Source organism: Pseudomonas sp. KH_024_B2, assembly GCF_057839965.1.
The window spans coordinates 3,780,820-3,805,409 of sequence record NZ_CM174502.1 but is presented as its reverse complement, the minus strand read 5'-3'; the positions used below and the strand labels follow the sequence as shown (position 1 = coordinate 3,805,409).

The 24,590-nt window shown below is 59.6% G+C and carries 18 protein-coding genes; 12 read left to right on the top strand and 6 right to left on the bottom strand.

Annotation, left to right across the window (positions count from 1 at the left end):
* Positions 1–100 precede the first annotated feature (100 nt).
* Positions 101–1,036, bottom strand: coding sequence for a LysR family transcriptional regulator (locus tag AC3I0A_RS17610; RefSeq protein ID WP_489373441.1), 936 nt, complete (start codon positions 1,034–1,036; stop codon positions 101–103).
* Positions 1,037–1,202: 166 nt separating this feature from the next.
* Here AC3I0A_RS17610 and AC3I0A_RS17605 point away from each other — a divergent pair, with 166 nt between their 5' ends.
* Positions 1,203–2,432 (top strand): acyl-CoA dehydrogenase, encoded by a 1,230-nt coding sequence (locus AC3I0A_RS17605; RefSeq protein ID WP_489373439.1) that lies wholly within the window; start codon positions 1,203–1,205, stop codon positions 2,430–2,432.
* Positions 2,433–2,595: 163 nt separating this feature from the next.
* Here the strand turns inward: AC3I0A_RS17605 and AC3I0A_RS17600 are convergent, their stop codons facing one another.
* The gene (locus tag AC3I0A_RS17600; protein WP_489378533.1) at positions 2,596–3,933 is read right to left on the bottom strand and encodes a substrate-binding domain-containing protein; all 1,338 of its coding nucleotides are present in this window, start codon (positions 3,931–3,933) and stop codon (positions 2,596–2,598) included.
* Between the two features lie 236 nt (positions 3,934–4,169).
* The gene (gene xthA, locus AC3I0A_RS17595; protein WP_489373437.1) at positions 4,170–4,982 is read right to left on the bottom strand and encodes an exodeoxyribonuclease III; all 813 of its coding nucleotides are present in this window, start codon (positions 4,980–4,982) and stop codon (positions 4,170–4,172) included.
* A gap of 346 nt (positions 4,983–5,328) precedes the next feature.
* Here xthA and AC3I0A_RS17590 point away from each other — a divergent pair, with 346 nt between their 5' ends.
* The 3 genes from AC3I0A_RS17590 (at position 5,329) to AC3I0A_RS17580 (ending at position 11,439) form a co-directional block, all read left to right on the top strand.
* Entirely contained in the window at positions 5,329–5,979 is a 651-nt protein-coding gene (locus tag AC3I0A_RS17590; protein WP_489373436.1) for a GNAT family N-acetyltransferase, read from the top strand.
* A gap of 64 nt (positions 5,980–6,043) precedes the next feature.
* A complete protein-coding gene (locus AC3I0A_RS17585) occupies positions 6,044–7,771 on the top strand; it encodes an autotransporter assembly complex protein TamA (RefSeq protein WP_489373434.1) in 1,728 nt (575 codons plus the stop codon).
* On the top strand, positions 7,768–11,439 hold the full coding sequence (locus AC3I0A_RS17580; RefSeq protein WP_489373433.1) for a translocation/assembly module TamB domain-containing protein: 3,672 nt from the start codon (positions 7,768–7,770) through the stop codon (positions 11,437–11,439). Before AC3I0A_RS17585 ends, AC3I0A_RS17580 begins: the two co-directional genes overlap by 4 nt.
* Before the next feature lie 285 nt (positions 11,440–11,724).
* Here AC3I0A_RS17580 and lpxH read toward each other — a convergent pair whose 3' ends face one another.
* Entirely contained in the window at positions 11,725–12,450 is a 726-nt protein-coding gene (gene lpxH, locus AC3I0A_RS17575; protein ID WP_489373431.1) for a UDP-2,3-diacylglucosamine diphosphatase, read from the bottom strand.
* Positions 12,447–12,950, bottom strand: a complete 504-nt coding sequence (locus AC3I0A_RS17570) for a peptidylprolyl isomerase (protein WP_489373430.1) — start codon at positions 12,948–12,950, stop codon at positions 12,447–12,449. The genes lpxH and AC3I0A_RS17570 overlap by 4 nt, the downstream gene beginning before the upstream one ends.
* Positions 12,951–13,200: 250 nt before the next feature.
* Between AC3I0A_RS17570 and AC3I0A_RS17565 the strand changes: the two genes are divergently transcribed.
* Complete coding sequence (locus AC3I0A_RS17565) at positions 13,201–14,898, top strand: glutamine--tRNA ligase/YqeY domain fusion protein (RefSeq protein WP_489373428.1); 1,698 nt, start codon at positions 13,201–13,203, stop codon at positions 14,896–14,898.
* A 43-nt stretch (positions 14,899–14,941) separates the two neighbouring features.
* Positions 14,942–16,324 (top strand): cysteine--tRNA ligase, encoded by a 1,383-nt coding sequence (cysS, locus tag AC3I0A_RS17560; RefSeq protein ID WP_489373427.1) that lies wholly within the window; start codon positions 14,942–14,944, stop codon positions 16,322–16,324.
* A 213-nt stretch (positions 16,325–16,537) separates the two neighbouring features.
* Here the strand turns inward: cysS and AC3I0A_RS17555 are convergent, their stop codons facing one another.
* A complete protein-coding gene (locus tag AC3I0A_RS17555) occupies positions 16,538–18,376 on the bottom strand; it encodes a sigma-54-dependent Fis family transcriptional regulator (protein WP_489373426.1) in 1,839 nt (612 codons plus the stop codon).
* Positions 18,377–18,639: 263 nt separating this feature from the next.
* On the opposite strand from AC3I0A_RS17555, the gene AC3I0A_RS17550 reads away from it, so the two are divergent.
* From AC3I0A_RS17550 to AC3I0A_RS17525, 6 genes are read left to right on the top strand one after another with little or no spacing between them, the layout of a single operon-like run.
* On the top strand, positions 18,640–19,734 hold the full coding sequence (locus tag AC3I0A_RS17550; RefSeq protein ID WP_489373425.1) for an ABC transporter ATP-binding protein: 1,095 nt from the start codon (positions 18,640–18,642) through the stop codon (positions 19,732–19,734).
* Positions 19,734–20,831 (top strand): ABC transporter ATP-binding protein, encoded by a 1,098-nt coding sequence (locus AC3I0A_RS17545; protein ID WP_489373424.1) that lies wholly within the window; start codon positions 19,734–19,736, stop codon positions 20,829–20,831. The genes AC3I0A_RS17550 and AC3I0A_RS17545 overlap by 1 nt, the downstream gene beginning before the upstream one ends.
* The gene (locus AC3I0A_RS17540; RefSeq protein WP_489373422.1) at positions 20,828–21,694 is read left to right on the top strand and encodes a carbohydrate ABC transporter permease; all 867 of its coding nucleotides are present in this window, start codon (positions 20,828–20,830) and stop codon (positions 21,692–21,694) included. Before AC3I0A_RS17545 ends, AC3I0A_RS17540 begins: the two co-directional genes overlap by 4 nt.
* Positions 21,695–21,702: 8 nt before the next feature.
* Positions 21,703–22,503 (top strand): carbohydrate ABC transporter permease, encoded by an 801-nt coding sequence (locus AC3I0A_RS17535; protein WP_489373421.1) that lies wholly within the window; start codon positions 21,703–21,705, stop codon positions 22,501–22,503.
* A 10-nt stretch (positions 22,504–22,513) separates the two neighbouring features.
* Positions 22,514–22,786, top strand: coding sequence for a DUF2160 domain-containing protein (locus AC3I0A_RS17530; RefSeq protein WP_489373419.1), 273 nt, complete (start codon positions 22,514–22,516; stop codon positions 22,784–22,786).
* 45 nt (positions 22,787–22,831) lie between these two features.
* Positions 22,832–24,574, top strand: coding sequence for an ABC transporter substrate-binding protein (locus AC3I0A_RS17525; RefSeq protein ID WP_489373417.1), 1,743 nt, complete (start codon positions 22,832–22,834; stop codon positions 24,572–24,574).
* Positions 24,575–24,590: the final 16 nt, after the last annotated feature.

Below are 24,590 nucleotides of genomic sequence, written 5' to 3'. Positions count from 1 at the left end.
TATGTTGATCGCGAATCTGCGGCTCAACTCGGTCCAGTGTGGGAGCGAGCTTGCTCGCGATTGGCCCTCAGGTACGCCACAAGAACCGGCCTTCACCCCCTTATGCACTTTGCTTGTCGAGCTTCTTCTCATGTGCCGTCACCTGCTGGCACAACTCGATCATCTGCTCGCGCATCCAGCGGTTGGCCGGGTCCTGGTCGGTGCTTTCATGCCAGTAGAGGTGGGTTTCGACCGGTGGCACGTTGTTGACCGGCAGGTCGACCGAATACAGGTCATGTCGACGGGCGAAGCGCTCCGGTACGGTCATCACCATGTCGGTCTGTTGCAGCACTTGCGAGGCCATCAGGTAATGCTGCGAGCGCAGGGCGATTTTGCGCTGGATGCCCATCTTGCCGAGTGCCAGGTCGACATACCCCAGACCGCTGCGGCGGCTGGAAATATGAATATGGGTCAGTGACAGGTAGTCGTCGAGGGTGAATTTCTCTTTGCCCGCCAGCGGATGCCCTTTGCGCATGGCGCAGACGTAGCGGTCTTCCATCAGCTTGACGTGGCGCACCTGCGGGTCGGTGTTGAGTGGCGCATCGACCGCGAAGTCGAGGCGACCGGCGGCCAGTTCCTTGGTGGTTTCCCGGCGCTTGGACAAAAAGCTCTCGATGATCACCGTCGGCGCCAGGCGACGCAGGCGCTGGAACAACGGCGGCAGGATCACCGCCTCGGTGAGGTCGGTCATGCTGATGCGGTAGGTCTTGGCCGCCTGCAAGGGGTTGAAAATCCGGCTTTCCTGCACCGACACCCGTAACAGCGACAACGCATTGCGCACCGGGCCGATGATGTTCTGCGCCATCGGCGTGGGCACCATGCCCTGGGCGGTGCGTACGAACAACGGGTCGTTGAAGGTCTCGCGCAGACGGGCCAGAGCGTTCGAGACGGCTGGCTGGGTGATGCCGACGATCTGCCCGGCACGGGTCAGATTGGCTTCGGTGTAGATCGCGTCGAAGACGATGAAAAGGTTCAGGTCGACCTTGCTCAGATTCATTGCGCTGCACTCTTATTGTTGGGCTCTCAATCAGCCGATCATATATCGGTGATGAATGTTAATACACGCCGAGAATAGGCTAGGTAAATTTTCGTAGCTGTTCTAGCATCGATTGCATGACCTGAACAACCTCTCCACAACTGTCTGTAAAGAAGGTAGAGCTGCCATGGATTTCGCTTATTCGCCCAAGGTGCAAGAACTGCGTGAGCGCGTGACCGCGTTCATGGACGCTTACGTTTATCCGGCTGAAGCAGTGTTCGAACGCCAGGTCGCCGAAGGCGATCGCTGGCAGCCGACCGCGATCATGGAAGAACTCAAACTCAAGGCCAAGGCCGAAGGCTTGTGGAATTTGTTTCTTCCTGAGTCCGGGCTCGGTGCCGGTTTGACCAACCTCGAATACGCGCCGCTGGCGGAAATCATGGGTCGCTCGCTCCTCGGGCCGGAGCCGTTCAACTGCTCGGCGCCGGACACCGGCAACATGGAAGTGCTGGTCCGTTACGCCAACGAAGGGCAGAAGCAGCGCTGGCTGGAGCCGCTGTTGCGTGGAGAAATCCGTTCGGCTTTCGCCATGACCGAGCCGGATGTCGCTTCCTCCGATGCCACCAACATGGCCGCCCGTGCCGAGCGCCAGGGTGACGAGTGGGTGATCAACGGCAAGAAATGGTGGACGTCGGGTGCTTGCGACCCGCGTTGCAAGATCCTGATCTTCATGGGCCTGAGCAATCCGGATGCGCCGCGGCATCAACAACACTCGATGATTCTGGTGCCGGTGGATGCCCCGGGCGTGAAAATCGTCCGTCCGTTACCGGTGTTCGGCTACGACGATGCGCCGCATGGCCATGCTGAAGTGTTGTTCGAAAACGTCCGTGTACCTTACGAGAACGTGTTGCTGGGGGAGGGCCGCGGTTTTGAAATCGCTCAGGGTCGCCTGGGCCCGGGCCGGATTCACCATTGCATGCGCTCCATCGGCATGGCCGAACGCGCACTGGAACTGATGTGCAAGCGTTCGGTGAATCGCAGCGCATTCGGCAAACCGCTGGCGCGGTTGGGTGGCAATATCGACAAGATCGCCGACTCGCGGATGGAAATCGACATGGCGCGGCTGCTGACACTGAAAGCGGCCTACATGATGGACACCGTTGGCAACAAGGTGGCGAAAAGCGAAATCGCCCAGATCAAAGTCGTCGCGCCGAACGTGGCCTTGAAGGTCATCGACCGGGCGATCCAGATCCACGGCGGGGCCGGGGTATCCAACGATTTCCCGCTGGCCTATATGTACGCCATGCAGCGCACCCTGCGCCTGGCCGACGGCCCGGACGAAGTGCACCGTGCAGCGATCGGCAAGTTCGAGATCGGTAAATATGTGCCCAAAGAGATGATGCGTAGCGGGCAGTAAGACCGCATCGCCTTTGTGGCGAGGGAGCTTGCTCCCGCTCGGCTGCGAAGCAGTCGTAAAGTCGGTAAACGCGGTGTGCCTGATACATCGAGTTTGCAGGTTTTAGGGCCGCTTCGCGCCCCAGCGGGAGCAAGCTCCCTCGCCACAATGGTCTGTGGTCACTTCAATACACCCAAACCTCCACCCGCCGGTTCTTGATCCGGCCTTCATCCGCACTATTGGCCGCCACCGGCATTTCGGCGCCAAACCCGCGAATCTCGCGAAACACCACGCCGCTTTTGATCAACTCGCGCCGCACTGCCATGGCTCGCAGCTTTGACAACAATGCTGCTCGCGCCAGGTCGCTCTTGGCATCGCCAAAACCCACCAGCGTGACTTGTCTGTTGAGCTTGTCGTGGAGCTTCAGGTAGTCGAGCACCCGCGACAGATCCTGGCGGGCCTTGTTGTCCAGGCTGGCGCTGCCTTCCTCGAAGCGAAAATTCACCGTCAGCCGTTGCCCGTTGCGGGCGATGGATTGATAGTCGGCAGGCATCTGCGGGCTGGGCGCTACTGTCATGGCCTGCACGGTCTGGGCAATAAACCCATTGGCCGCGACAATCGCCTGGCCCTTGCTGCTCTGGGCAAAGGTCACCAGCGCGTTGGCCCATGGGTTTTGCCCATTGGGTGGCAGGTAAAGGAACAGGCGCCGTGACAGTGGATAATCTTCGGTGGCGATCAGGCTGCTGAGGGGCAACATCGGCTGCGAGTCGCCATCGACAATCGCCACGGCTTTGGCCTGGCGCACATAGGGCAGGCCGATAAAACCAATGCCCTGAGGATCCTGGCTGACCGCGTCGGACAGCTGTTCGCTGGATTCGAAGCGTTTCGCCGTACTGCCCAGGGTTTTCCCGCGACGACTGAGAACAAGCTCCTTGAAGGTGTCGTAAGTGCCTGACTGATCATCCCGGGCATACAGGTGGATAGGTCCGCCAGCACTGCCGAGTTCTTCCCAGGTTTTCATCTCGCCGCTGAAAATCCGCGCCAGCTGCTCGGTGTTTAACTGGCTCAAGGGGTTGTGTGGATGAAGGATGATCGCCAGGCCATCAATGGCGATCACCTGCTCGGCGCCGGGGCTTTTCAAGTCGCCCAGAGCTTCCAGGTCGACCAGTTCACTGTCCTTGATCGGTCGCGATGAGGCGGCCAGGTCGGCGCTTGAGGTTTTCAGGGCGACGAACCCGGTACTGGAACCATGGGCCGCGACGTCCACTACCACCTGGCGACCTTCTGCCGTCTGGCCGACGATCCGCTGTTCGTTGGCTTTGCCGGTGATTTCGCTGCGCACCTTGAGCAGGCCCTGATCTTCCATCAGTCCCTTGACCAGCGCCGGACCCAGCGCGGCGCCGATGGTGTTGGAACCCTGAATACGCAGGGCAGGGCCATGCTCCGGGGTCGGTAGCTCATTGGCGAAGACAGGTACAGTCAGGCCGCAAAGCATCATCACAAACAGAGCGCGCAGCATCAGGTCGGCACCTTCTAGGGCAAAGGAAGTGCCGGGAGAATAAGTCAGTGAGGTTGCTGAAAGATGACAGATGCACAGACGTGCGATCTATCAAACGTAACAGGTCAACTGTGGGAGCGAGCTTGCTCGCGATAGCGGTTTGTCAGTCAACATCACTGTTGAATGTGCCGGCCTCTTCGCGAGCAAGCTCGCTCCCACACAAGCTCGCACACATTAGCTTTTTGTAGACCTTCAGGGACTCAACTCAACTCAAGCCAGATCGGCGCATGATCGGAAGGTTTTTCCATGGCCCGCAGGTCGTAGTCGACACCGGCAGCCTTGATCCGTGGCAAAAGCCCCTGGGAGGCCATGATCAGGTCGATGCGCAGGCCGCGTTTAGGCTCGTCTTCGAAACCGCGGCTGCGATAGTCGAACCAGCTGAAGCGATCCGCGACGTCCGGGTTCAGGTGACGGAAGCTGTCCACCAGGCCCCAGTTCTTCAGGCGGGCCATCCACTCGCGTTCTTCCGGGAGGAAGCTGCACTTGCCGGTTTTCAGCCAGCGTTTCATGTTGTCCGGGCCGATGCCGATGTCGCAGTCTTCCGGAGAGATGTTCACATCCCCCATCACCACCAGCGGCTGATCGTTACTGAACCGGGTTTCGAGCAATTGCTGCAAATCGTTATAGAAACGTTGCTTGGCCGGGAATTTGGTCGGGTGGTCGCGGTTTTCACCTTGTGGGAAATAACCGTTCATGATGGTCACCGCCACGCCGTTGGCGTCGGCGAAGGTGCCCCAGATAAAGCGTCGCTGAGCGTCTTCTTCATCGCCGGCAAAACCTTTATACAGGGCGATCGGTTCCTGGCGGGAGAGCAGGGCGACGCCGTAATGGCCCTTTTGCCCGTGGTAATACACGTGATAGCCCAGGGCCTGAATCTCGGCCAGCGGGAACTGGTCGTCATGGACTTTGGTTTCCTGCAGGCCGATCACGTCCGGCTGGTGTTTCTCGATCAGCGCCGCCAGCTGATGGGGCCGGGCGCGCAGGCCGTTGATGTTGAACGAGACGATCTTCATGGTCGACAGTCCTGGCAAAACTGCGATGCTAGCCGACCAGGACGACGGCGGCCAGCGTGGCGGTAGGTTGGAGGTGGCACCAGGTCGTCCTCAGTTTGGAGGAAGTCAGTGGTTTTTGTGGTGGTAGCACGTCCGCATTCGCGGGCAAGCCCGCTCCCACAGGTGGTGTATCGATCACTTTCTTTGGGGCTGGTCTATACCTTGTGGGAGCGGGCTTGCCCGCGAAGACGTTTTCGCCGTCAACACAGATCGCTTGGTGATGAAGAAGGAACTGTGCCGGCTATCGAACGCTCGTAGTAACAAGCGCACGGCCACTTTGAGCCGCGTCCAGGGGAGTTCAACCGTTATGCCCGAAACCTCAACTGCCATCGCCGACATTCATATGCTCGACAGCGGCTATTCCCGCGAAGCGCGCTCCTTGTTGTATCAGGCCTATCGCCATGAGCCGACCTTCAGCTTTCTGTTCGAGGCCGAGCGGCCCGGCTATGAGCATCGCGTTCGGGCAACGGTGCGCGAATTGGTCAGGCAACACTTTCTTCAGGAGTTGCCGGCCATTGGCCTGCTGGTCAACGACCGGCTGATCGGTATCGCCTTGATCGCGCCGCCACAACGCCGCCTGGGTATCACCGAGAGTTGGGCCTGGCGCCTGCGCATGGTGCTGAGCACCGGGTTTCGCTGCACGCGGCGTTATCTGGATTATCACGAGGCGGTGGTCGCCTGCCTGCCGTCCGACGCGGTTCATGTCTTGCCACTGCTGGGGATTCACCCGCAGTTTCAGGGCAAGCACTTCGGCGAACAGCTACTTCAAGCCGTGCATAACTGGTGCGCAGTGGACGAGCACTCAAAAGGCGTGGTGCTCGACACCGGGAATCCACGTTATCTGGAGTTCTATAAGCGTCAGGGTTACGAGGAAATTGGCGAGGTGGCTGTAGGGCCTGTCCTCGAACATGTGTTTTTCCACCCCAATCCACAGCAGTTACAAACAGCAACCGCTTGATGTAGAACTTCCGGCCATTCCAGGGCTCTATCACGCTCCCAAGCTCGTGATAGCATCCGCGCCTATGAAATTTTCAGGAAGATTTACCAGCGGCTTGCTCATGCTGGTCACAAGCTGTGCGGCGTTGGCACAAAGCGAATTGGATGTGCGGATCAAACCGTCCAACGATGAACTCAAGGCCAACGTCGAGGGCTATATCGGTAGTCTCGGCGATCGCGATGAAGAAGCCTTGCTGCGTTTCAGTCGCGGTGCCGAAGAACAGGCGAAAAAGGCCGCCCAGGCCTTGGGTTTCTATCAGCCGCAGATCGACAGCGAAGTCAAAGGTGGTAAGTCGCCGAAGCTGGTGTTGAACATCGATCCCGGCGAGCCTGTGCACTTGCGCAATGTCACCGTGCGCGTCGATGGCCCTGCGGCCTCCCTCAAAGCCTTTCGCGTGCCGAAAAGCGATCTGCTGAAGTCCGGTGCGGTGCTCAATCACGGCCATTATGAAGACGCCAAGCGGCTGATCCAGAATCAGGCGTCGCGCTACGGCTTTTTCAGTGGGCGTTTCACCAGCCAAAAGTTATCAGTCGATCCCCAGGCCGGTGTCGCCGACATCGAGTTGATCTACGACAGTGGTCCGCGCTACGCCTTGGGCAAGGTCAGCTTTGCCGGCGACACGCCGATCGATGAAGATTTGTTGCAACGCATGGTGCCGTTCAAGGCCGGCGATCCCTACGACTCCGAACTGATCGCCGAACTCAATCAGGCGCTGCAGTCGAGCGGCTATTTCGAGGGTGTGCGGGTCGATGCCGCCCCGGCCGCGGCTGCTAACGACGTGATTCCGGTGGCGGTGCAGCTGGAAACCCGCAAGCCACGAACCATGGGTCTGGGCTTGGGTTTTTCCACCGATGTCGGTCCGCGCGCGAAAGCCAACTGGACCCGGCATTGGGTCAACCCCCAAGGCCACAGTTACGGCTGGGAGGCAGAGGTGTCTGCGCCACGGCAGAATGTCGGCCTGTGGTACGACGTGCCGCTGGATCCGCCGCTGACCGACAAACTGCGTTTTGCCGGCGGCTATCAATATGAAGAACTGGCCGGCACCGACACTCTGAGCAAACTGCTGACCCTCGGCCCCGAGTGGCACAGCAAACTGCCCAGTGGCTGGCAGCGGGTGGTTTCGCTGAAGTGGCAGCGCGAGGAATATCGTCTTGGCGATGATGCGGGCCTGAGCAATTTACTGATGCCTGGCGTCAGCTACTCCTACCTGCGCAGTGACAATCGCATCGATCCACACAATGGCTATCGCCTGCAATTCGATGCCAAGGTTGCCAAGGAAGGGCTGGGCTCGGACACTAATTTGCTCTATGGCACTGCGCTGCTCAAAGGCGTGACCACGGTGTGGGACAAGCATCGCTTCCTTGGCCGCGTGCAGTTCGGTGGCAGCGCCACCAATGGCTATAAGTCGGTCCCGCCGTCATTGCGCTTTTTTGCCGGTGGCGATCAAAGCGTGCGTGGATACGACTACCAGAGCCTGTCCCCGGAAAATTCCGACGGTGATCGCATCGGTGGTCGTTATATGGTCGCCGGTAGCCTCGAGTATCAGTACGCCATCCTCGAGAAATGGCGGGTCGCGACCTTTATCGATCAGGGCAACTCGTTCAACACCCTTGAACTGCCGAACCTCAAGACCGGGGTCGGCATCGGTGTGCGCTGGGTCTCGCCGGTCGGACCGCTGCGTCTGGACCTCGCCCATGCGCTAGACGATGACGGCGGTATTCGTTTGCACTTCTCCATGGGGCCTGAGCTTTGAAGCGTGGTTTGAAAATAGCGCTGTTGGCGATCCTTGCGCTGGTGCTGGTCGTACTGCTGGTGCTGGCCACCTTGTTTGGGACTCAGGCTGGCAGCCGTTGGGCGCTGGGGCTGGTGCCAGGCTTGACCGTGGAGAATTTCCAGGGGCATCTAGGTGCGCAGTGGCGTGCCGACCATCTGCTCTGGCAGCAGGACAGCAGCCGGGTCGAACTGAGCAAGCCGGTTTTTGCCTGGTCGCCAGCGTGTCTGATGCGCATGACCTTGTGCATCGACCAGCTGAAGGCCGAACAGCTCAGCCTGCAATTTCCACCGGGTACCGATGAGAGCAGCGGCCCCATCAGTCTGCCCGACCTGAAACTGCCGATGGCCATTGAGTTGGGCGAAGTGCAGATCGGCAGTCTGCTGTTCAATGGCAGCGAAGAGCTCAAAGGCCTGCAACTGGCAGCGCGATGGACGGCCAAGGGCTTGCAGATCGACTCCGTGCACCTGCAACGGGACGAGCTGAGCCTGAACCTGTCCGGCCTGTTGCAACCGAGCGGTGACTGGCCATTAACGGCTGAAGGCAAATTGACCTTGCCGGCGCCGGGCACCGAGCCGTGGACATTGGCATTGAAAGTCGACGGCGATCTGCTGAAAACCCTGAACCTCAAAGCCGACAGCAGCGGCTACCTGCAAGGTCAGTTGACCGGCGAACTGCAACCGCTGGTGGAAAACCTGCCGGCTCAAGTGCGCATCACCGCGGATGGCTTCAGGGCCAGCGCCGATTTGCCGGACACCCTGCAACTCAATCAGCTTGAACTCACTGGCAAGGGCGATCTGAAAAACGGTTATCAACTGTTGGGTAACGCCACCTTGCCGGCCGAACAGGGGCCGGTCGGTCTGATGCTGCAAGCCAGGGTCGACGCCAAGGGCGCGCAAATCGCCGCGCTGGACCTCAGTGCCAGCGCCGAACAAAGCCTCAAACTCACCGGGCAACTGGACTGGAGTGAAGGCTTCAGCGCGCAAGCCAAGGTCGACTGGCTGGACTTCCCATGGCATCGGCTCTATCCGCTGATCGACGAACCGGCGGTAGTGCTGCGGACCTTCAACGGCGAAGTGTCCTGGCGCGACGGCAACTATCTGGGCAACTTCAAGGCTGCGCTCGATGGCCCCGCAGGAGCGTTCAGCCTGAGCAGCCCGTTCAGTGGCGACCTGACAAAAATCTTCTTGCCCCAGTTCAAACTGGCGGCAGGGCAGGGCAAGGCTGAAGGGCATTTGAATCTTCAATTTGCCGACGGCATCGCCTGGGATACGGCGCTGGACCTGTCGGCGATCAACCCGGCGTATTGGCTGGCGGAGTTACCGGGCACTTTGGCCGGGCCACTGCGCAGCAAAGGCGAAATGAACAATGAACAGCTGAAGTTGAACGCCGACCTGGACCTCAAAGGTAAACTGCGCGGTCAACCGGCAGTGTTCCAGGCCAAGGCCGATGGTGCTGGCGAACAATGGACACTCAGCGCGCTGGACATTCGCCTGGGTGACAACCGCATCAATGGCGCCGGCAGCCTGCAACAGAAACTGGCCGGGCAACTCGACATCAAGATGCCACGCCTTGGCCAACTCTGGCCGCAATTGCGCGGGCAACTCAATGGACGCCTCGATCTCGCCGGCACCCTGAAAGCCCCGCAAGGCAAACTGAGTCTGCAAGGCCTGCAGCTTGGGTTTGAGGATAATCGCCTGCAAAGCCTCAATCTGGACGCCAATCTCGACAGCGCTCAACGGGCGCGCATCGACCTCAAAGGCAGCGGCATCCAGCTCGGGGATACGCAATTGGGCACGCTGACGGCCAGCGGTCAGGGCGATATCAAGAATCAGAAGCTGCAACTGGACCTCCAGGGCCCGATGCTCAAACTGGCGCTGGGGCTGGACGGCAATCTGGACAAAGGCAACTGGCGTGGACGTCTGGCCAGCGGTGAGATACAGGCTGGCGGACAGGACTGGAAGTTGCAGAATCCGGCGAAACTCGAGCGCCTGGCGGACGGTAAAGTCACCTTCGCCGCTCATTGCTGGGTGTCCGGGCAAGCCAGCATGTGCGGTGAAGACCAGCGGTTGATGCCCGAGCCCAAGCTGCGTTATCACCTCAAACAATTCCCGATTGAAAGCCTCGCGCAATGGCTGCCCAAGGATTTCGCCTGGAAGGGCAAGCTCAACGCCGACGTGCAACTGGATCTGCCAGCCAGCGGCCCGAAAGGCCGGATCATGGTCGACGCGAGCGGCGGTACACTGCGCCTGCGCGAAAAAGACCAGTGGCTGGATTTTCCTTACCAGACGCTGAAACTCAACAGCACCCTCAACCCGAATCGCATCGATACCCAACTCGACTTCGTCGGTAGCAAGCTCGGCGAACTGATGGTGCAGGCGCAGATCAATCCGTTACCGAAGAACAAACCGCTGACCGGTTCGTTCCGCTTGAGTGGGCTGGATCTGTCGGTGGCGCGGCCGTTTTTACCGATGGTCGAGAAGCTGTCCGGGCATTTGAACGGCAGCGGCAATTTGTCCGGTGGTTTGCTCGCGCCCCAGGTCAATGGCAGCCTGATCCTCAGCGACGGTGAAATATCCGGGCCCGAATTGCCCACCCGTTTCGAGGCGTTGCAGATTCAGGCGCTGATCGCCGGTGAAAGTGTGCAACTGAACGGCGGCTGGAAAAGCGGCAAAACCGGCCAGGGCACATTGAACGGAAATGTGGCCTGGGGCGAAGCGCTGGTGGTTGATCTGAACCTCAAAGGCTCGCAACTGCCGGTCACGGTCGAGCCCTATGCGGTGCTGGAGGTGGCGCCGGACCTGAAAATCTCGATGCAGAACGACAAGCTGGCGATTGTCGGCAAAGTGCGGGTGCCCAAAGGCGAAATCACCGTCCGTGAACTGCCGCCATCGACGGTCAAGGTCTCGGCTGACGCGGTGATCGTTGGTCATCAGACCGAAGAGGGCAGACCGCCGATGGCCATGGCGATGGACATCGATGTCGAGGTTGGCAAAGACAAACTCAGCTTCAGCGGCTTTGGCTTGAGCGCCAACCTGCAAGGCCAGGTGCATATCGGCGACAACATGGATACCCGCGGCGAACTCTGGCTCAACGATGGTCGTTATCGGGCCTATGGCCAGCGCCTGACCGTTCGCCGTGCACGGCTGTTGTTCGCAGGTCCCATCGATCAACCGTATCTGGACATCGAAGCGATTCGCCAGACCAACGACGTGATCGCCGGCATCCGCTTGAGCGGCAACGCCGAGCAACCGACCACGCAGATCTTCTCCGAGCCGGCCATGAGCCAGGAAGATGCGCTGTCCTGGCTGGTGCTCGGTCATCCGCGGAGCACCACCGGCGAAGACAACAACATGCTGGCCCAGGCGGCGCTGGGTCTGGGGCTGATGGGCAGCTCGAAGGTCACCGGCGATCTGGCCAGGAACCTGGGGATTCAGGACTTTCAACTCGACACCCAAGGCAGCGGCAACACCACCAGCGTGGTCGCCAGCGGCAACATTTCCGAGAAGCTCAGTTTGCGTTATGGCGTTGGCGTGTTCGAACCGGCCAATACCATCGCGCTGCGCTACAAACTGAGCAAGAAGGTCTATCTGGAAGCGGCCAGCGGCATCGCCAGTTCGCTGGATATTTTCTATAAACGGGATTTCTAAAGGCACCGCGGACCCTGTGGCGAGGGAGCTTGCTCCCGCTCGGCTGCGCAGCAGTCGTAAAACCTGGGAACGCGGTGTACCTGACGAAATGTGATTGCAGGTTTTAGGGCCGCTGCGCGCCCCAGCGGGAGCAAGCTCCCTCGCCACAATGATTGCGCAAACCTCAGATTTTTGATGATCGTTCCCACGCTCCGCGTGGGAATGCCTCAACGGACGCTCCGCGTTCGGCTCTGGATGTGACGCGGAGCGTCACGGGCTGCATTCCCACGCAGAGCGTGGGAACGATCAGCTTGCGAAATCAAACGGAGCAAGCGAAAACCCTTGCTCATCCACTTGCAACGCCCACCCTTGACGATCCCAATCCCCTAGCACGATGCGCTTGGCCGCTTGCTCGCCAATCTGCAGCTTGTGAATGGCCGGGCGGTGAGTGTGGCCGTGGACCAGGGTGCGCACGCCGTACTGCTGCATGATCCGCGGGATTTCCTCGGGGGTCACGTCGACGATGTCGTTGGCTTTCATGCGGGTCTGGGTGCGGCTTTCATTGCGCAGCTTGCGCGCCAGCTTGTGCCGGGTGCGCAAGGGCAGATGCCGCAGGATGAACAGGGTGATGGGGTTGCGCAGATAACGACGCAGCTTCATATAGGCTTCGTCGCGGGTGCAGAGGCTGTCGCCATGCATCAACAGCACGGGTTCGCCATTGAGTTCGACGACACTCGGGTCTTTGAGCAGGGTTGCACCTGCGGCCTTGCAAAAGGCCTGGCCGAGCATGAAGTCGCGATTGCCATGCATCAGGAAAATCTGCGTACCGTGGTCGCTCAAGTTCCGCAGTGCCTGGCAAATGGAAAGCTGGTAGGGGGTCATGGCATCGTCGCCGATCCATGCCTCGAAAAAATCTCCCAATATGTACAGCGCTTGCGCCGAGCGGGCACGCCCGTTCAGTAAATCCAGAAACGCCCGGGTTATGTCCGGGCGCTCCTCTTCCAGATGCAAATCTGAAATCAGCAGTATCACTCAATGATCTCGGCTTTCTCGATGATCACGTCTTCTGCTGGCACATCTTGATGACCGGACTTCATGGTGGTGGCAACACCTTTGATCTTGTCGACCACGTCGCTGCCTTCGACCACTTTACCGAATACCGCGTAGCCCCAGCCCTGTGCGGTTTTGCCGCTGTGGTTGAGGAAGCTGTTGTCGGCAACGTTGATGAAGAACTGTGCGGAAGCCGAATGCGGCTCCATGGTGCGAGCCATGGCAACGGTGTATTTGTCGTTGGAAAGACCGTTGTCAGCTTCGTTCTGGATGCTGGCGCGCTTGTCTTTCTTCTCTTTCATGCCAGGCTCGAAACCGCCGCCCTGGATCATGAAGTTGCCGATGACACGGTGGAATACGGTGTTTTCGTAGTGACCGGCCTTGACGTACTCGACGAAGTTGGCAACGGTAATCGGTGCTTTCTCGGCGTTCAGTTCCAGGACGATCTCGCCCTTGTTGGTCGTCAGTTTGACTTTAGTCATGATCGTTACTCTTTAAGGAATTCGTGGGTTTCAGGGCAGCGCCGCCCCCAACCGGTCCGGCCTGTTTCGGCCAAGATGCGCAGTTTAGCGTGCCGGGCGCGAATTTCGAGGCTGTTTTTCAAAACAGGTGCATTAAACGCACCTGTTTTAAGGGCCTGCTCTGTCAGGCACTTGACCGCATCGGCTATGATACTGCCTTTGTTTTGTCAGGCCCTTATTCTGGCCATGCACTTGTACGTCCAAGGATCCTATGAGCAAGCCCACTGTCGACCCTACCTCGAATTCCAAGACCGGACCTGCCGTTCCAGTCAACTTCCTGCGCCCGATCATCCAGGCGGACCTGGACTCGGGTAAGCACACGCAGATCGTGACCCGCTTCCCACCAGAGCCCAACGGCTACCTGCACATCGGCCACGCCAAGTCGATCTGTGTGAACTTCGGCCTGGCCGAAGAGTTCGGTGGCGTCACGCACCTGCGTTTCGACGACACCAACCCGGCCAAGGAAGAGCAGGAATACATCGACGCCATTGAAAGCGACATCAAATGGCTGGGTTTCCAATGGTCCGGCGAAGTGCGCTACGCCTCGCAGTATTTCGACCAGTTGCACGATTGGGCGGTGGAGCTGATCAAGGCTGGCAAGGCCTACGTTTGCGACCTGACCCCGGAGCAAGCCAGGGAATACCGTGGCAACCTGACCGAGCCGGGCAAGAACAGCCCGTTCCGTGAGCGCAGCGTCGAAGAAAACCTCGACTGGTTCGCCCGCATGAAAGCCGGCGAATTCAAGGATGGCGCGCGCGTACTGCGCGCGAAGATCGACATGGCTTCGCCGAACATGAACCTGCGCGACCCGATCCTGTATCGCATCCGTCACGAGCACCACCACCAGACCGGTGACACCTGGTGCATCTACCCGAACTACGACTTCACCCACGGTCAGTCGGACGCCATCGAAGGCATCACCCACTCGATCTGCACCCTGGAGTTCGAGGGCCACCGTCCGCTGTACGACTGGTTCCTCGACAACCTGCCCGTCCCGGCGCACCCGCGTCAGTACGAGTTCTCGCGGCTGAACCTGAACTACACCATCACCAGCAAGCGCAAGCTCAAGCAGTTGGTTGACGAGAAGCACGTCAACGGTTGGGACGACCCGCGCATGTCCACGCTGTCGGGTTTCCGTCGCCGTGGCTATACCCCGAAATCGATCCGCAACTTCTGCGACATGGTCGGCACCAACCGTTCCGAAGGCGTGGTCGACTTCGGCATGCTGGAATTCAGCATCCGCGACGACCTCGACCACAGCGCCCCGCGTGCCATGTGCGTGCTGCGTCCGCTGAAAGTGGTGATCACCAACTACCCGGAAGGCCAGGTCGAGAACCTCGAACTGCCGTGCCACCCGAAAGAAGACATGGGCGTGCGCCAACTACCGTTCGCCCGTGAGATCTACATCGACCGTGAAGACTTCATGGAAGAGCCGCCAAAAGGCTACAAGCGCCTGGAGCCGAATGGCGAAGTGCGTCTGCGCGGCAGCTACGTGATCCGTGCCGACGAAGCGATCAAGGACGCCGACGGCAACATCGTCGAACTGCGTTGCTCCTACGACCCGGAAACCCTCGGCAAGAACCCTGAAGGCCGCAAGGTCAAAGGCGTGGTGCACTGGGTTCCGGCCGCGGCCAGCGTCGAGTGCGAAGTGCGTCTGTACGATCGCCTGTTCCGTTCGCCGAATCCGGAGAAGGCTGAAGACAGCGCAGGTTTCCTGGACAACATCAACCCTGACTCCCTGCAGGTGCTCACCGGTTGTCGTGCTGAACCGTCATTGGCTCAAGCACAGCCGGAAGACCGTTTCCAGTTCGAGCGCGAAGGTTACTTCTGCGCGGATATCAAGGACTCGAAGCCCGGTCATCTGGTCTTCAACCGTACCGTGACCCTGCGCGACTCCTGGGGTCAGTGATTCAGAGTCAGGCCTGACCGGTTCTGATAAATAGGGAGCATTCGTGCTTACGATCTACAACACGCTCACCAAGAGCAAAGAAGTCTTCAAGCCGCTGGATGGCAACAAGGTGCGCATGTACGTCTGCGGGATGACCGTGTACGACTACTGCCACCTGGGCCACGGCCGCAGCATGGTCGCCTTCGATCTGGTGACCCGCTGGCTGCGCTTCAGCGGTTACGACCTGACCTACGTGCGCAACATCACCGACATCGACGACAAGATCATCAACCGCGCCCGTGACAACGGCGAGTCGTTCGAAGCGCTGACCGAGCGCATGATCGCGGCGATGCACGAAGACGAGTCGCGCTTGAATATTCTCAAGCCGGACATGGAACCGCGGGCCACCGATCATATCGCCGGCATGCACGCGATGATCCAGACCCTGATCGACAAGGGTTATGCCTACGCACCGGGTAACGGCGATGTGTACTACCGCGTCGGCAAGTTCCAGGGTTACGGCAAGCTGTCGCGCAAGAAGATCGAAGACCTGCGCATCGGCGCACGGATCGAAGTCGACGAGTCGAAACAGGACCCGCTGGACTTCGTCCTGTGGAAAGCCGCCAAACCGGGCGAGCCGAGCTGGGAATCGCCGTGGGGCACCGGGCGTCCGGGCTGGCACATCGAATGCTCGGTGATGTCGACCTGCTGCCTGGGCGAGACTTTCGACATTCATGGCGGCGGCAGCGACCTCGAGTTCCCGCACCATGAAAACGAAATCGCCCAGAGCGAAGCCGCCACCGGCAAGCCGTACGCCAACGCGTGGATGCATTGCGGGATGATTCGCATCAATGGCGAGAAGATGTCCAAGTCCTTGAACAACTTCTTCACCATTCGCGACGTCCTCGACAAGTACCACCCGGAAGTCGTGCGCTACCTATTGGTGTCGAGCCACTACCGCAGCGCGATCAACTACTCGGAAGACAACCTCAAGGACGCCAAGGGCGCGCTGGAGCGTTTCTACCATGCCCTCAAAGGCCTGCCGACTGTTCCGGCAGCCGGTGGCGAAGCCTTCGTCGAGCGTTTCACCCAGGTGATGAACGACGACTTCGGTACGCCGGAAGCCTGCGCGGTGCTGTTCGAGATGGTCCGTGAGATCAACCGTCTGCGCGACAGCGATGTGCAAGCGGCGGCCGGTCTGGCGGCGCGCTTGAAAGAGCTGGCCAGCGTACTCGGGGTGCTGCAACTGCAAGCCGATGACTTCCTGCAAGCGGGCGCTGAAGGCCGGGTCGATGCGGCTCAGGTCGACGCGCTGATCCAGGCGCGTCTGGCGGCACGTAGCGACAAGGACTGGGCAGAATCGGACCGCATCCGCGACCAACTCACCGCCATGGGCGTGGTGCTGGAAGACGGCAAGGGCGGCACGACCTGGCGTCTGGCTGACTGATTGCTGCGTTTGCTACAAACAAAACCCGCCTGGTGCGGGTTTTTGTTTATGGGCAGGACTTGATGGCTGTGTTGTCTGAAAGGGCGCTATCGCGAGCAAGCTCGCTCCCACAGGGGGTTTGTGTCGCTCACAAAATTGAAATTCACCACGGACCAATGTGGGAGCGAGCTTGCTCGCGATGGTTTCAAGCCGAACACAACAGGTTCAGCCGCCTCAGTTCTCCTGTTGGCGCAATCGCTTGTAAAGGGTATTCCGGCTCACACCCAGCCTGCGGGCCAAATGGGAAATATTCCCCCCAGCCGCCTGCAACTGCCGATTTAGATCCTCGGCATCGTTCAAATCAACCGACACCGGCTCGGCCACCGCCACCGGCCCCATCTCCAAATCCACAAAAAAATCATCCGGCAAATGCTCAGGCCGGATCGGCTGTTCCTCCGCCATGGCCAGCGCCACCTGCATCACACTGCTGACCTGACGCAAATTCCCCGGCCACGGGTGGCGTTGAAACAGCTCCAGCACTTCACGACTGAGCCCGGCCCACTGCGTCGGTTCACGATGGTGCTCCCACAAACGCTTGAACAGCGCCTGTTTGTCACTGCGTTCGCGCAATGGCGGTAATTCCAGCGTCAGCCCGCTGATGCGGTAGTACAGATCTTCGCGGAAACGCCCGACCTGAACCTGCTCTCGCAAGGCGCGATTGGTCGCGGAGATGATGCGGATGTCGACCGGGTACAGTTCACTGCTGCCCACCGGCTGCACGCAACGCTCCTGCAACACCCGCAACAGCCGGGCCTGGGTTGGTAGTGGCATGTCGCCGATTTCGTCGAGGAACAGCGTACCTTTGTCGGCTTTACGGATCAGGCCGATGCTGCCTTTCTGGTTGGCGCCGGTGAAGGCACCTTTCTCATAGCCGAACAGCTCAGACTCCACCAGTTCGGCGGGGATCGCCGCACAATTGACGGCGATAAACGGCTGTTTGCTGCGTGAGCCGGCCTGATGCAGGGCTTTGACGAAGACCTCCTTGCCGACCCCGGTTTCGCCATGGATCAGCAGCGGGATGTCTTTCTCCAGCAAGCGCTCGGCCTGACGCACGGCTTTTTCCACACGACTGTCACCAAAGTGCAGGGTACTGAGGCTGATCGCGGCCGGCGCGGGGCTGACCGGTTCGGCAAACACCCGCGCCTGAATCGGCATTTGCCTGGGTCGCTTCAACACACAATGAAAACGATTGTGCCTGGCGGCCTGCAACGCGAACGGTATGCCTTCGGGCTGGTTTAGCAGCTCCAGCAACGAGACCTTGAACAGGCTTTCGACGCTGACCCGCGACAGGCTGATCCCCAACAGATTGTCGGCGCGACGGTTGGCCGAGAGCACCTGGCCGCTTTCATCGAAGATCAGCAACCCGGCCCATTGGCTGTCGAGGTTGTTCAGGCCGGTATTGAAGGTCAGTTGGAAATGCTGGCCCTGAAACAGGTTGAGGATCAGCCGGTTCTCCACCGTCTGGCTCATCATTTTCACCATGCCCAGGGTGTGGGACGGTGGCAGGTAGCTGTCGCTGGAGACGTCCAGCACCGCGATCACCCGTCGATCCGCGTCGAAAATCGGCGCTGCAGAGCCGGTCATGAAGCGATTGGCCTTGAGAAAGTGCTCATCGTGTTCGATATGCACGCACTGTGAGCAGGCCAGCGCGGTGCCGATGGCATTGGTCCCGGTGCAGTGTTCCATCCAGCTGGCGCCGGCGCTGAAACCACGGGTCAGACTCGGCTCGATAAAGCGTTGCGTGCCCCACGACGTCAGCACCTGGCCCTGATTGTCGGCGAGCATGATCAGGCAGTTGGAGTTGCTGAGGATGTTTTCGTAATAGGGCAGGACCTCTTGATGGGTGGTCTGCACCAATGAATGCTGGCTTTCGAGCAGCTGGGCGATGCCTTCAGCCGGCAGTTGATCGAAGGCCGGTATGCTCTGGTGACTGAGCCCGAAGGCCCGGCAGCGGCTCCAGGAATCCTTGATGATGGCTTCGTGGCTTAAGGGCGAGGCGGGCTGTGCGGCCATGGCAGTCGATCTCTGAGCAAACTTTATTGTTTTTGTTATGAGGCGGCGTCGAAAGCATCCATCCAGTGTTGTTCACAATTGTTCATTGTCAAACCCGGATCTGTTCAATTGTTCAGTCAGCGTTGTTCATTTCTGTTCAGCAACGAATGCAATTTTTCCATCCATTTCAGAAAACTTGAGCCAGATCAGTTGCTTGTGATTTCTGGCACGAATGTCGCTCTGTTGCTTCGGTCGCTTGACTCCAATAATAAAAAGGCCGAGCCATGTCATTAACGCTGGAGCACGTCAGCCGCGCCGTCGAGGGCCAGACCTGGATCGATGACGCAACGCTTCGCTTCGAACCCGGATCCTTCAATGTCTTGCTGGGGCGCACGCTGTCCGGCAAGACCAGTCTGATGCGGCTGATGGCCGGTCTGGACAAACCTGACAGCGGTCGCATTCTGATGAACGGCGTCGACGTCACCCAGCGCCCGGTGCGGCAGCGCAATGTGTCGATGGTCTATCAGCAGTTCATCAATTACCCGACCATGACGGTGTTCGAGAACATCGCTTCACCACTGCGTCAGTCCGGCGTCTCCAATGAGCTGATCCAGAGCAAAGTGCTCGAAACCGCAAAGATGTTGCGCATCGAGAAATTCCTTCAGCGCCATCCTTTGGAGCTCTCCGGTGGTCAGCAGCAGCGCACGGCCATGGCCCGGGCGCTGGTCAAGGATGCCGAGCTGATTTTGTTCGACGAGCCGCTGGTCAACCTCGACTACAAACTGCGCGAAGAGCTGCGTCAGGAAATGCGCGAGTTGTTCAAGGCACGGCACACCATCGCCATCTACGCTACCACCGAGCCCAACGAAGCGCTGGCGCTGGGCGGCACCACGACGATTTTGCATGAAGGCCGGGTCATCCAGAGCGGCAAGACCGCCGAGGTCTATCACCAGCCGCAGACGGTGCTGGCCGCCGAGCTGTTCTCCGAGCCGCCGATCAACCTGATGCCGGGGCGTATCGCCGGCAATGAAGTGAGCTTCGCCAATTTCGTGCACTTTCCATTGAACGTTGATTTACGGCCGGTCGGTGAGGGCGAGTTTCGCTTTGGCGTGCGCCCGAGTCATATCTCCCTGGTGCCGAGCAACGACGACGACCTGGAGTTGGCGGTGACCGTCGAGGTGGCGGAGATCAGCGGTTCGGAAACCTTCCTGCATGTGCGTAACGAGCAATTCCTGTTGGTGCTGCATTTGCCCGGAGTGCATGAGTACGACGTCGATGCACCGATCCGCATCTATATCCCGACCCACAAGCTGTTTGTTTTCGATGCGCAGGGACGCTTGGTCCAGGCGCCCGGTCGCCGCGTCGCGAGGGTTGCCTGATGGCTGAGATCCATTTGCAGAACCTCGCCCATAGTTACAGCCGCACGCCGGCCGGGCCTGAGGATTACGCGATCCGCGAGATGAACCATATCTGGGAGCAGGGCGGCGCCTACGCCTTGCTCGGGCCGTCCGGCTGCGGCAAGTCGACCTTGCTCAACATCATCTCCGGCCTGCTCAGCCCGTCGCAAGGGCAGGTGTTGTTCGACACCAAGGTGGTCAACGACTTGACCCCGGAAAAGCGCAACATCGCTCAGGTTTTCCAGTTTCCAGTGGTCTACGACACCATGACGGTGTTCGACAACCTGGCCTTCCCGTTGCGCAATCAAGGCATGGCCGAAGCAAAGATTCACAGCAAGGTGCAGGAAATCGCCGAGGTACTCGATTTGCAGGCGCTGCTGCACAAGAAGGCCCGCAACCTCACCGCCGATGAAAAGCAGAAAGTTTCCATGGGCCGTGGGCTGGTGCGTGATGACGTGTCGGCGATTCTCTTCGACGAGCCGTTGACGGTGATCGATCCGCACCTGAAGTGGAAGCTGCGGCGCAAGCTCAAGCAGATCCACGAGCAGTTCAACATCACCATGGTTTACGTGACCCACGATCAGCTCGAGGCCTCGACCTTCGCCGACAAGATTGCGGTGATGTATGGCGGCCAGATCGTCCAGTTCGGTACGCCACGAGAATTGTTCGAGCGGCCAAGCCACACCTTTGTCGGCTATTTCATCGGCAGCCCGGGGATGAATCTGATCGAGGTGAAGCCCGAGATAGGTGGTGTCGGTTTTGCCGGGACCCATCTGGCGCTGTCCGAGGCCTTGCAGCAGCGTATCGCCGAGAGCGAATGGAAGACCCTGAAAGTCGGTATTCGCCCGGAGTTCATCCACGTCCGGGACGAGCCTTATGACGAAGCACTACAAGCTGACGTGGTGCATGTCGAAGACCTGGGCACCTACAAGATCGTGACCCTCGATCTGGATGGTGCACCGCTGAAAGTGCGGCTGACCGAGGACAAACCGGTGCCCCAAGGCAGGGCCTGGATCAGCTTCCCGGCGCAGTGGTTGATGGTCTATGCCGATGACTACTTGCTGGAGGTCCAGCCATGAACAAGGTGCAGAACAACAAGGCCTGGTGGCTGGTGTTGCCGGTGTTCCTGCTGGTGGCGTTCAGCGCCGTGATCCCGATGATGACCGTGGTCAACTACTCGGTGCAGGACATTTTCGATCAGTCGAGCCGCTATTTCGTCGGTGCTGACTGGTACAAGCAAGTACTGCTGGACCCGCGCCTGCACGACTCGCTGCTGCGCCAGTTCATCTACTCAGGCTGCGTGCTGTTGATCGAAATTCCACTAGGCATTGCCATTGCCCTGACCATGCCGACCAAGGGCCGCTGGTCTTCGCTGTGCCTGATCGTCATGGCGATTCCGCTGCTGATCCCGTGGAACGTGGTCGGCACCATCTGGCAGATCTTCGGTCGTGCCGACATCGGCTTGCTCGGTTATTCGCTGAACGCCATGGGCGTCAGCTACAACTATGCGGCCAACACCATGGACGCCTGGGTCACGGTGCTAGTGATGGATGTCTGGCACTGGACCTCGTTGGTGGCGCTGCTGTGCTTCTCCGGCCTGCGGGCGATTCCGGACGCGTACTACCAGGCGGCACGGATTGATCGGGCGTCGAGCTGGGCGGTGTTCCGACATATTCAATTGCCCAAGCTCAAGAGTGTGCTGCTGATCGCGGTGATGCTGCGGTTCATGGACAGCTTCATGATCTACACCGAGCCATTCGTGCTGACCGGCGGCGGACCGGGTAATGCCACGACCTTCCTCAGCCAGACCCTGACCCAGATGGCGGTCGGACAATTCGACCTGGGCCCGGCGGCGGCATTCTCGCTGGTGTACTTCCTGATCATCCTGTTGGTGTCCTGGCTGTTCTACACCGCCATGACCCACTCCGACGCCAATCGCTGAGGCCTGCCATGACCAAGCGCAAGCTCATTCCGCTGCTGATCTACATCCTGTTCCTGCTGGTGCCGATCTACTGGCTGCTGAACATGTCGTTCAAGAGCAACACCGAGATCCTCGGCAGCCTGACGCTGTTTCCCCAGGACTTCACTTTCGCCAACTACAAGGTGATCTTCACCGACCGGAGCTGGTACACCGGTTACCTCAACTCGCTGTACTACGTGAGTTTTAACACAGTGATCTCGCTGAGCGTGGCGCTGCCGGCGGCCTATGCGTTCTCGCGTTATCGATTCCTCGGCGACAAGCACCTGTTCTTCTGGCTGCTGACCAACCGCATGGCGCCACCGGCGGTGTTCCTGCTGCCGTTCTTCCAGCTGTATTCGTCCATTGGCTTGTTCGACACCCACATCGCGGTGGCGCTGGCTCATTGCTTGTTCAACGTGCCGCTGGCGGTGTGGATTCTCGAAGGCTTCATGTCCGGGGTTCCGAAAGAAATCGACGAAACCGCCTACATCGATGGCTACAGTTTTCCCAAGTTCTTCGTGAAGATTTTCATCCCGCTGATCGGTTCGGGCATCGGCGTGACGGCGTTCTTCTGCTTCATGTTTTCCTGGGTCGAACTGCTGCTGGCGCGCACGCTCACCTCGGTCAACGCCAAGCCGATCGCGGCGGTGATGACTCGCACGGTGTCGGCCTCCGGGATCGACTGGGGGGTGCTGGCAGCGGCCGGGGTGCTGACCATTCTGCCGGGCATGCTGGTGATCTGGTTCGTTCGTAATCACGTGGCCAAGGGCTTTGCCCTCGGCCGGGTTTGAGGAACTGCTGATGGAATGGATGAACTGGACCACCCCGACCGCGGTGTTCTTCGGTGCTATTGCCCTGTTGCTGACGGGCATGACCACCTGGGAACTGCGTTCGCCGAGTATCCCACGACGCGGCTTTTTACCGATCAGCACCACCCGTGGTGATCGGCTGTTTATCGGTCTTCTTGGAAGCGCCTACCTGCATTTGCTGGTGATTGGCGTGACCGGCTGGAGCATCTGGGTGGCGTCCGCGCTGTCTCTGGTGTGGCTGTTGGCTGTGATGCGTTGGGGCTAGCCGAAATCCGGCAGTCATGCTCCGAAACCCAAACAGGAGGTCTCTATGTTCGACAAAAACAATAAGCTGCGACATAGCGTTTCATTGGCAACCCTGCTGGCACTCAGCGGGTTGAGCGCTACCGCCTGGGCGGATGCCTATGAAGACGCTGCCAGGAAATGGATTGGCAGCGAATTCAAACCGTCCACCCTGACCGAAGCTCAGCAGCTTGAGGAACTGAAGTGGTTCATCAAGGCCTCCGAGCCGTTTCGCGGGATGAAGATCAACGTGGTCTCGGAAACCATCGCCACCCACGAGTACGAGTCCAAGGTGCTGGCCAAGGCCTTCACTGAAATCACCGGGATCAAGCTGACCCACGACTTGCTGCAAGAAGGCGACGTGGTGGAAAAGCTGCAGACCCAGATGCAATCGGACAAGAATATCTATGACGGCTGGGTCAACGACTCGGACCTGATCGGCACGCACTTTCGTTACGGCAAGACCGAATCCATCACCGACATGATGGCCAACGAAGGCAAGAACTACACCTTGCCGACCCTGGACATCAAGGACTTCATCGGCATCTCCTTTACCACCGCGCCGGACGGCAAGATCTATCAGTTGCCTGACCAGCAGTTCGCCAACCTTTACTGGTTCCGCGCCGACTGGTTCGAGCGGGCGGATTTGAAAGCGAAATTCAAAGAAAAGTATGGCTACGAGTTGGGCGTGCCGGTGAACTGGTCGGCCTACGAGGACATCGCTAAATTCTTCAGCGAAGACGTCAAGGAAATCGACGGCAAGCGCGTCTACGGCCACATGGACTACGGCAAGAAAGACCCGTCGCTGGGCTGGCGCTTCACCGATGCCTGGTTCTCCATGGCCGGCGCTGGCGATAAAGGCATACCCAACGGCTTGCCGGTGGACGAGTGGGGCATCCGCGTCGAGGATTGTCATCCGGTCGGTTCCAGCGTGACCCGCGGCGGCGACACCAACGGCCCGGCAGCGGTGTATGCGACCACCAAGTACGTTGACTGGATGAAAAAATACGCGCCACCGGAGGCGGCGGGCATGACCTTCTCCGAATCGGGCCCGGTGCCGTCCCAGGGCAACATCGCCCAGCAGATCTTCTGGTACACCGCGTTTACCGCCGACATGACCAAGCCCGGCCTGCCGGTGATGAACGCCAACGGCACGCCGAAATGGCGCATGGCACCGTCACCGAAAGGCCCGTACTGGGAGGAGGGCATGAAGCTCGGTTATCAGGACGCCGGTTCCTGGACCTTCCTCAAATCCACACCGGAGAAACAACGGCTGGCGGCCTGGCTCTACGCGCAGTTTGTGACCTCGAAAACCGTTTCGCTGAAGAAAACCATCGTCGGCCTGACGCCGATCCGCGAGTCGGACATCAACTCGCAAGCCATGACCGACCTGGCGCCGAAACTTGGCGGTCTGGTGGAGTTCTACCGCAGCCCGGCGCGGGTGCAATGGACCCCGACCGGAACCAACGTGCCTGACTATCCGCGTCTGGCACAGCTGTGGTGGAGCCATATCGCGGAAGCCGCCAGCGGCGAGAAAACCCCGCAACAAGCGCTGGATGGCCTGGCCAAGGATCAGGACGCAATCCTGACCCGTCTGGAACGTTCCAAGGCACAAGCCACCTGCGCCCCGAAAATGAACCCCGAGCGCGATGCGCAATACTGGCTCGATCAACCGGGCGCCCCGAAACCCAAGCTGGCCAACGAGAAGCCTAAAGGCGAGACCGTCAGCTACGCCGAACTGCTGAAATCGTGGGAGGCGGCGCGTAAGTAAATCGCTTCAGGCGTTA

Bases quoted from the DNA above. Each gene is read 5' to 3' on its own strand.
- AC3I0A_RS17535 (WP_489373421.1), top strand. From the start codon at position 21,703: ATGACCAAGCGCAAGCTCATTCCGCTGCTGATCTACATCCTGTTCCTG.
- AC3I0A_RS17555 (WP_489373426.1), bottom strand. From the start codon at position 18,376: ATGGCCGCACAGCCCGCCTCGCCCTTAAGCCACGAAGCCATCATCAAG.
- AC3I0A_RS17525 (WP_489373417.1), top strand. From the start codon at position 22,832: ATGTTCGACAAAAACAATAAGCTGCGACATAGCGTTTCATTGGCAACC.
- AC3I0A_RS17585 (WP_489373434.1), top strand. From the start codon at position 6,044: ATGAAATTTTCAGGAAGATTTACCAGCGGCTTGCTCATGCTGGTCACA.
- AC3I0A_RS17530 (WP_489373419.1), top strand. From the start codon at position 22,514: ATGGAATGGATGAACTGGACCACCCCGACCGCGGTGTTCTTCGGTGCT.
- AC3I0A_RS17540 (WP_489373422.1), top strand. From the start codon at position 20,828: ATGAACAAGGTGCAGAACAACAAGGCCTGGTGGCTGGTGTTGCCGGTG.
- AC3I0A_RS17550 (WP_489373425.1), top strand. From the start codon at position 18,640: ATGTCATTAACGCTGGAGCACGTCAGCCGCGCCGTCGAGGGCCAGACC.
- AC3I0A_RS17570 (WP_489373430.1), bottom strand. From the start codon at position 12,950: ATGACTAAAGTCAAACTGACGACCAACAAGGGCGAGATCGTCCTGGAA.
- xthA (WP_489373437.1), bottom strand. From the start codon at position 4,982: ATGAAGATCGTCTCGTTCAACATCAACGGCCTGCGCGCCCGGCCCCAT.
- AC3I0A_RS17590 (WP_489373436.1), top strand. From the start codon at position 5,329: ATGCCCGAAACCTCAACTGCCATCGCCGACATTCATATGCTCGACAGC.
- AC3I0A_RS17605 (WP_489373439.1), top strand. From the start codon at position 1,203: ATGGATTTCGCTTATTCGCCCAAGGTGCAAGAACTGCGTGAGCGCGTG.
- AC3I0A_RS17565 (WP_489373428.1), top strand. From the start codon at position 13,201: ATGAGCAAGCCCACTGTCGACCCTACCTCGAATTCCAAGACCGGACCT.
- AC3I0A_RS17545 (WP_489373424.1), top strand. From the start codon at position 19,734: ATGGCTGAGATCCATTTGCAGAACCTCGCCCATAGTTACAGCCGCACG.
- AC3I0A_RS17610 (WP_489373441.1), bottom strand. From the start codon at position 1,036: ATGAATCTGAGCAAGGTCGACCTGAACCTTTTCATCGTCTTCGACGCG.